Annotated in this window: 6 protein-coding genes; all 6 read left to right on the forward strand. The window is 66.6% G+C overall.

What is annotated here, in order from left to right; all coding sequences use genetic code 11:
• Nucleotides 1-152 precede the first annotated feature (152 nt).
• Complete coding sequence (locus tag E3T43_RS08680; RefSeq protein WP_134472146.1) at nt 153-1,331, forward strand: acyl-CoA dehydrogenase family protein; 1,179 nt, start codon at nt 153-155, stop codon at nt 1,329-1,331.
• Nucleotides 1,332-1,508: 177 nt separating this feature from the next.
• A complete protein-coding gene (locus E3T43_RS08685) occupies nt 1,509-2,966 on the forward strand; it encodes an NAD(P)/FAD-dependent oxidoreductase (protein ID WP_134472148.1) in 1,458 nt (485 codons plus the stop codon).
• Nucleotides 2,967-3,051: 85 nt separating this feature from the next.
• Nucleotides 3,052-3,489, forward strand: a complete 438-nt coding sequence (locus tag E3T43_RS08690) for an SRPBCC family protein (RefSeq protein ID WP_134472150.1) — start codon at nt 3,052-3,054, stop codon at nt 3,487-3,489.
• Between the two features lie 146 nt (nt 3,490-3,635).
• Nucleotides 3,636-5,171, forward strand: coding sequence for an O-antigen ligase (locus tag E3T43_RS08695; protein WP_134472152.1), 1,536 nt, complete (start codon nt 3,636-3,638; stop codon nt 5,169-5,171).
• Nucleotides 5,172-5,193: 22 nt separating this feature from the next.
• Complete coding sequence (locus tag E3T43_RS08700; RefSeq protein ID WP_134472154.1) at nt 5,194-6,477, forward strand: O-antigen ligase; 1,284 nt, start codon at nt 5,194-5,196, stop codon at nt 6,475-6,477.
• Nucleotides 6,478-6,749: 272 nt separating this feature from the next.
• A complete protein-coding gene (locus E3T43_RS08705) occupies nt 6,750-7,949 on the forward strand; it encodes an IS110 family transposase (protein ID WP_134472156.1) in 1,200 nt (399 codons plus the stop codon).
• Nucleotides 7,950-8,201: the final 252 nt, after the last annotated feature.

Raw genomic sequence — 8,201 nt, forward strand, 5'->3', positions numbered from 1 at the left:
AAAAGTCACGCCACCACGCCGAAGAACGCCAGACCAGCACTGGAATTGACTTCAGCGCAATCTGGCGTTCCGGAAATAGCTAGGAAACTCCCGCTAGGCTGGCGGCAATTCACCGGTCGCCTGTCGGCCGCAGTCTATGCAACGGAGCAACCATGACCTTTGAACTACTCGGCAGCGACTTCTTCGGTTACGAAGACCTGCTCACCGAGCCCGAGCAAGCCGCCATCTTGAAGCTGCGCGCCTACCTCGAAAAGGAGGTGCGGCCGATCGCAAACGGATGCTGGGATCGCGCCGAATTTCCCACCCAGGTCATCAAGCCGCTCGCCGAGCTCGGCATGTACTCCTTCGGCTGGGAATCGACGAAACCGTTTGAGAATTCGGCGGTGTTCCGCGGCTTCGTGGCGTTGGAACTGGCGCGAGTCGACGCATCCGTTGCCACCTTTGTCGGCGTGCAGAACGGTCTCGCCGCCGGCACCCTTGAAGCGTGCGGCTCGGACGAGCAACGCGCCGAGTGGATTCCGCGCCTGGCCTCCGGCGAGATCGTCGGGGCGTTCGGGCTGACCGAGCCGTTGAGCGGCTCCGACGCAGCGCAGGGCCTTCGCACCACCGCGACCCGCAGCAGTGACAGTTGGACGTTGAACGGCGCCAAACGCTGGATCGGCAACGCCACCTTCAGCGACCTGACGATCATCTGGGCCAAGGACACGGCCGACAATCAGGTCAAGGGCTTCATCGTTCCTACCGACACCGCCGGATACACGGCCACCAAAATCGAGGGCAAGATCAGCCTGCGCGCGGTGCAGAACGCCGACATCGTGCTGACCGACGTGATCGTTCCCGAAAGCCTGCGCCTGCAGAACGCCAACTCGTTCAAGGACACCGCGAAAGTACTGCGGGCCACCCGCGCCGAGGTGTCCTGGGCGGCCGTCGGCAATGCCATCGGCGCCTACGACGCGGCCGTGGCCTATGCACACGAACGCGTGCAGTTCGGCAAGGCCATCGGCGGGCACCAACTCGTGCAGGACCTGCTGGTCAAGAGCCTCGGCAACATCACCGCCAGCCTCGGCATGGTGGTGCGGGTGTCGCAGCTGCAGGATCAGGGCGTGCAGCGCGACGAGCACTCCGCATTGACCAAGGCCTACACGACCAGCCGCATGCGTGAGACCGTGGCCTGGTGCCGGGAGCTGTTCGGCGGCAATGGAGTCACCCTCGAGTACAACGTGGCCCGGCACTTCGCCGACGCCGAGGCCATCTACTCCTACGAGGGCACCCAGGAGATGAACACGCTCATCGTGGGTCGCACCATCACGGGCCAGGCCGCGTTCGTCTGACCCGTGCCGCCCGTAAAACCGGCAGAATTTGCGACACGCCGGGTCACCGCAATCCGTTTGAGGCAGCGTGCCGCAAATTTACCGGCGTTAGCTACGCGAGCGGATGCCCGCGCAGGGTGTGCGTCCGCCCGACTCGGGCTACGGTGTCGGAATGACACTTGACGTGCACGGCCCGGCGTGACGACCGACCAGGAACTCGACGCGATCGTCGTCGGATCCGGCCCGAACGGACTCGCCGGGGCGGTCACGCTCGCCCGCGCCGGGCTCAAAGTGCGGGTCTACGAGCGCAATCCTCAGATCGGCGGCGGGGCGGCCACCGCCGAGCTCACCCTGCCCGGGTTCCACCACGATGTGGGGAGCGCCGTGCACCCGCTCGCGCTGGCCTCCGAGTTCTTTCAAAAATTCGGCCTCAAGGATCTCATCGAACTCAGGGTTCCGGAGATCTCCTACGGGCACCCGCTGCCCGGCGGTCGGGCGGGCGTGGCCTGGCACGACATCGAACGGACTGCCGCCGGCCTCGGCAGTGACGGCCCGGCCTGGCTGAACCTGCTCGGGCCGCTCGTCGACCAGATCAGAGCGATCGCCGAGCTGACCGGGGATGCGCTGTTGCGCGTGCCGCGGCATCCGCTCACGCTGGCCCGCTTCGGGCTGCGCACGCTGGAGCAGGGCAGCCCGGCGTGGAACTGGCGTTTCACCGGGGAAACCGCCCCGGCGCTGCTCACCGGCACGTTTGCGCACTCGATCGGGCGGCTGCCGAGCCCCACGACCGCCGGCGCCGGGCTGACGCTCGCGGCGCACGCGCACGCCGGCGGCTGGCCGATTCCTACCGGCGGCAGCGGTGCCATCGTGCGGGCCCTCGCCGACGACCTGCTCGCGCACGGCGGCGAAATAATAACGGATGCCGACATCGCAAGTCTCCGAGAGCTGCCGCCGGCACGCGTGACGCTGCTCGACGTGACCCCCCGCGCCCTTGTGGGCCTCACCGCCGGCGCCCTGCCCGACCGCTACGCGGCCGCCATGACACGGTTTCGCTACGGAAACGCCGTCGCCAAGGTGGACTTCGCTCTCTCCGAACCGGTGCCCTGGACCGCCGCGGACCTGCGGCGAGCGCCGACCCTGCACGTCGGCGGCACCCGCGCCGACCAGGCCCGCGCCGAAAACGCCGTCGCCCGCGGCCGGCACGCCGACTCCCCCTACGTGCTCGCCGCGCAGCCGAGCATCCTCGACGCCACCCGCGCTCCCGCCGGCAAGCACGTGCTCTGGGCCTACACACACGTGCCGGCTGGCTCGACCCGCGACCAGACCGAGCAGATCACCCGGCAGATCGAGCGCTTCGCCCCCGGGTTTCGCGACACCATTCTGGCCTCGGCCAGCCAGACCGCCGCGCAGATGCAGAACCACAATCCCAACCACATCGGCGGTGACATCGCGGCCGGCGCGATCAGCCTCCCGCAGCTGCTCCGCCGTCCGGTGCTCTCGGGCGACCCGTGGCACACCCCGTTGCCCGGCGTCTACCTGTGCTCCTCGTCAACGTCTCCGGGCCCGGGCGTGCACGGCATGTGCGGCTACCGCGCCGCCCTCAGCGCCCTCCGCCACGAGTACGGCATCGAGGAACCCCCCACCCTCTCCCCCTAACAACCCGCGAGAGCGCAAAAAGTGCCCGATTGGGCACTCCAATCGGGCACTTTTTGCGCTCTCGCGACAAACCGAAGGAGACCCGATGGCTGTGAACTATCGAAAATTCCGCTGCACTCCCGAGCAGGTCTTTGCTGTGCTCGAAAACGGATGGCTCTACCCCACCTGGGTCGTCGGCGCGAGCCGCATGCGCGACGTCGACGCGATCTGGCCCGCGGTCGGCAGCCGCCTGCACCACTCGGTCGGCGTCTGGCCGGCCCTGCTCGACGACACCACATCCGTGCTCGAATGGCAGGCGCCCCGCCACGCCATGCTGAAGGCCCGCGGCTGGCCGATTGGCGAGGCGCACGTGTCGATCGACGTTCACGATCACCAAAACGGATGCCTCGTGCGCATGACCGAAGACGTCGTCGCCGGCCCAGCGCGCCTCGTTCCCACCACCCTGAGCGATCTGGCCATCCGCTACCGCAACTCGGAGACCCTGCGCCGCCTCGCCTACCTCGCCGAGGGCCACGCCGAGTAGCCCCGTCCCCTCGTCCCCCTCGTTCCCCTCGTTCCCCTCGTCCCCCTCGTCCCGCGAGAGCGCAAAAAGTGCCCGATTGAGCCCTCCAATCGGGCACTTTTTGCGCTCTCGCGTGACCTGGCGCGCAACACCGGTAATCTGAAGCCATGTCCGCCGTGCAGAGTCGCCTCGTCATTCGACTCTTCGCGACCTTCGTCTGGTTCACCGTTCTGGCCGGCCAGTTCTGGCGCAACCTCGGCGGCTGGTGGGGCTTCGGCGCCATCGCCGTGATCGTGGTGATCGGCAGCATCATCGGCCTGAACACCCAGCGCCACAAAGCCTGCCGCCGGGCAACCGACAACGCAGCCGCAGCAACCCGCCTAAACGCAGCCCCCGCGAACGCGTCCGCAGTCTCCTCACACGCTGGCACGGAAGCCTCGGTCCCGGTACATGCCGACGGCGCAGCCGCGATTTCAACGACCGCAGCGCCCCCACCAGCCCAGGACGACACCCCCACCGACCGCGACATCGCCCGCGGCAACACCTACCAAGCTGCCCTCGCCCCCGCGCTGAACTGGCGCAAATTTCCCAAAACCATCACCGCCTTCCTGCTGCTGGCCACCCTGTCGATCGCGTGGTCGTATTACCCGGGGGCATCCGCTCTGGGAATCACGCTGCAACTCATCACGACCCTCGCCGCCCTGTTCCTGGCCGTGACCCTCACCTGGCCGGAGCTGCTGCGCACCCTGGCCGGCGCCCTGCGCTGGGTACTCGCGCTGGGCCTCGTATTCGAGCTTTTCGTCGCCGTCGTCATCCGAAATCCGGTACTGCCGTTCTTCGTCGACTACGGCAACGCCAAGGTTCCCGACGCTTTCTACTGGTCACAGGGCCTGCTGCTCACCGGCGGCCCGATCGAGGGCATCGTCGCCAACCGCAACCTGCTCGGATTTATCGCGTTAACAGCCATCATCGTGTTCACCGTGCAACTGAGAGCCCGCATCGTCAAGCGCAACGCCGGCCTGGTCTGGCTGGGCCTGGCCGTCGGGATGCTGCTGCTCACCCGCTCCGCCACGGTCACCGTCTCGCTGGTCGCCGTCGTCGCCGCCCTGCTCTTCGCCCTCTGGGCGCGCAGAGTGCACGACCAGCACCGGCGGCCGCTGTATCTCGTGGCCGCGGCATCCGTTCTGGCAGTGGCAGCGGCCCTCGCGCTGTTCTCGTCGCAGCTGTTCGGGCTGCTCGGCCGCAGCGAGGATCTCACCGGCCGCTTCGACATCTGGGCCAGCGTCACCAATCTCGCCCAGGAACGCCCCGTCTTCGGCTGGGGCTGGGTGAGCTACTGGGTGCCGTGGGTGGAACCGTTCAACGACCTCGCCGTGCGCAAGGGCGTCACCTACCTGCAGGCGCACAATGCCTGGCTCGACGTGTGGCTGCAGCTCGGCATAATCGGCGTGATTCTGTTCGCCGCCCTGGTCTTCTCGACCCTCTGGCGGGCCTGGTTCCTCGCCGTCGACCGGCCGCGCCTCGGCATCGAGGACACCGAACCGTTCGCCGTCTCCGCGCTGCTGCCCCTACTGCTGCTCGCCGCGCTGATCGCGCAGAGCGTGGCCGAGAGCCGAATGCTGATCGAGAGCGGCTGGGTGATTCTCATCGTGCTCGCCGTCGTCACCAAACGGCAGCAGCACGCGCCCCGACCGATGCCGTGACCGGCGCGCGGTAAATTAGAGGATGCCCACCCTGCCCGAAGCCCTGCGCCGGGTGTTCGCGTCGCCGAAATTCGCGGCCGTACTCACGCTCATTATTCTGGCGACCGCATTCAGCACCCATCTGCTGCGCAGCGTCATGGGCTGGGCCGGCCTCATCGGCATTCTCGGCGGCCTGGTCGTTCTCGCCGTGCTCTCCCTGCTCGCCCGCCGCCCCATCGTGGAGTGGCACGGCCTGCTGCCCATCTCGATCATCGTATTCGTGGCCTGGTGCGCGCTGTCCAGTGTGTGGAGCGGCTACACAGCCTCGACCATCATCGGCGTCAGCTACCAGGTCACCGTCGGATTCCTCGCCATCTACGTGGCCCTCGTGCGCGACACCTTTCAGGTGGTGCGCGCCACCGGCGACGTGCTGCGCGTGCTGCTCGGGCTCTCAATCGTGCTCGAAGTGCTCTCCGGCCTGCTGCTCGACCTGCCGATCGCCTTTCTCGGCGTGGTCGGCAATATCGACCAGTTCGGCCCGATCCAGGGCGTTTTCGGCTCCCGCAACGTCTTCGGGCTCATCGCCCTCATCGCCGCCGTCACCTTCTACGTCGAGCTGCGGGCCAGGTCGATTCCGCGCAGCCTCGGCCTCGGCTCGATGTGGCTGGCCGGTATCTGCCTGGTACTCACCCGCTCCCCTGTCGTGGTCGTCGTCGCGATCTGCGTCACCGTGGCAGCGCTGGCGCTCTACCGGTTGCGTCGCACCCCCGTTGCCGGCAGACGGATGCTGCAGCTCGGCCTCCTGAGCGCGGCCCTCGTCGCCGCCGGCGCGGCCTGGCTCGGTCGCACGACCATCATCGATACCCTCAACGCGGGCAGCGAGTTCGAAGCGCGGTCCTCGCTCTGGAGGGAGATGTGGCGGCTGGTGGAGCTGCATCCGCTTGAGGGCTGGGGCTGGGCCGGATTCTGGCCGCAGGACGTGACACCCTACGGCTGGCTCGAATTCACCACCGGGCGCGTGCACGTGACCGGCCTGAACGCCTACCTGGACGTGTACTTTCAGGTCGGGTTGATCGGCTTTCTCGCTTTTCTCGCCCTGGTGCTGCTGGCCTTTGTGCGCTCCTGGCTGCTCGCCTCCAACAAGCGCTCACTGGCCTACGTCTGGGCGCCGCTCATACTCGTCACCCTGCTGGTGACCAGCGCGGCGGAGAGCACGATTCTGTTCGAGTTCGGCTGGCTGCTGCTGGTGATCTGTTCGGTCAAGGCCGCGCAGGGCCTGAGCTGGCGCAGCGCCCTGCCGCACAAACCGCACCCCGACGCGCCGTAAGCCTGAACCCTGGTTGAGCCAGTCGATCCCCCCGTTACCTTGTAGCTGTCCCTTGAAGTTCTGCTTCTGAGGGTGTTGGCCTGTTAGGCCCGGCATGGTTGCTGCCCCCAGTCGTTGATGATCCGGGGGGTGTTGCCACCGGGCCTGACTGATATTGGGTGATCGCTAATAGGGGCTCGGCTGGAACTTTCTTCTTGGTCGAACGTAACGTGGATGCCGAGACTTTATGCCGTGGACAGGCCAACCGATCCGCATGGCCGACAGGGGAACTCATGATTGAGAACTACGACAGCGTTGACGTGTTCATCGGTGTTGACGTTGGGAAAAGCGAGCATCACGCCGTCTTGTTGGACCGCGCTGGGAAGCGACGTTACGACAAGGCCCTCCCGAATGACGAGGCAAAACTCCGCGCAGTGATCCGCAAGCTAAAGCTCCGCGGCCAGGTGCTCCTGGTCGTTGACCAACCGGAGACCGTGGGCGCTTTGCGCGTCGCAGTCGCCTACGCCGAAGGGATCCTCGTCGGCTATCTTCCGGGCTTGGCGATGCGGCGCATCGCCGATCTGCATGCCGACGAAGCGAAGACCGATGCTCGCGACGCGGCGATCATCGCCGAAGCGGCCCGGACGCTTCCACACGCTCTGCGGGCAATCCGCCTCGAGGACGAGCAAGTCGCCGAGCTGTCTTTGCTCTGCGGATTCGACGACGACCTCGTAGGCCAGATGACCGCGACGAGCAACCGGATTCGGGGGCTGCTGATGCAGATCCACCCAGCCCTTGAGCGGGTTCTGGGTCCGCACCTCGACCACCCCGCTGTCTTGGATCTGCTTCAGAAATACCCCACACCGACAGCGATGAAAGCCGCCGGCCTGGCTCGGCTCGGCACGCACCTGCTCAAGCTCGCCCCGAGAATCGGACGCCGTTTGGCCGAGGAAATCTTCCAAGCCCTGGCCGAGCAGACCGCTGTCGTGGGCGGCACCAACGCGACGAGCGCCGTGCTGCCACGCCTCGCCGAGCAACTCGCCGCCCTCCGTCGTCAACGAACAGAAATTGCCGTGGAGGTGGCCGTGCTCGTCGCCGACCACCCGCTGGAGCCCATCATCACCAGCATGCCCGGAGTCGGCGTTCGAACAGCCGCCCGACTCATCACGGAAGTCTCCGGCAAGGACTTCGCCACCGCCGGCCACCTCGCCTCCTACGCCGGGCTCGCTCCCGTCACCAGGCGTTCCGGATCATCGATTCGTGGCGAGCATCCCTCGCGGCGAGGCAACAAAGCCCTCAAACGAGCGCTGTTCCTCTCCGCTTTCGCGGCGCTCAGCGACCCCGTCTCCCGCACCTACTACGACCGCAAAATCGCCCAGGGCAAACGCCACAACCAAGCCCTCATCGCCCTGGCCCGACGGCGCTGCGACGTGCTCTACGCCATGCTCCGTGACGGCACCATCTATCAAGCCCAATCACCCGTCGCAGCTTGACGAACCACATAGGCCCCCCACAAAAAAATCCTGACCGATTCAGAGCCCAGCGACGTGACCGACCGTTCGCGCCACCATTGTTCGTTGATTCCCCGAGGTCGATTTTGTGCAATCCACCTGCACCAGCCAGCCCCTGCGTAACTAGTCAGGTTCTTTCTGCGTGGGTTTTGCGGTTTCCGGCGGTTTAAAAATATTTCAGGTCTTTTCGCTGCGACGATGGTGTCATGGTCAGTGGTCCTACGTATAGCGAGT

Source organism: Cryobacterium sp. Hh7 (assembly GCF_004403155.1).
Taxonomy (GTDB): domain Bacteria; phylum Actinomycetota; class Actinomycetes; order Actinomycetales; family Microbacteriaceae; genus Cryobacterium; species Cryobacterium levicorallinum.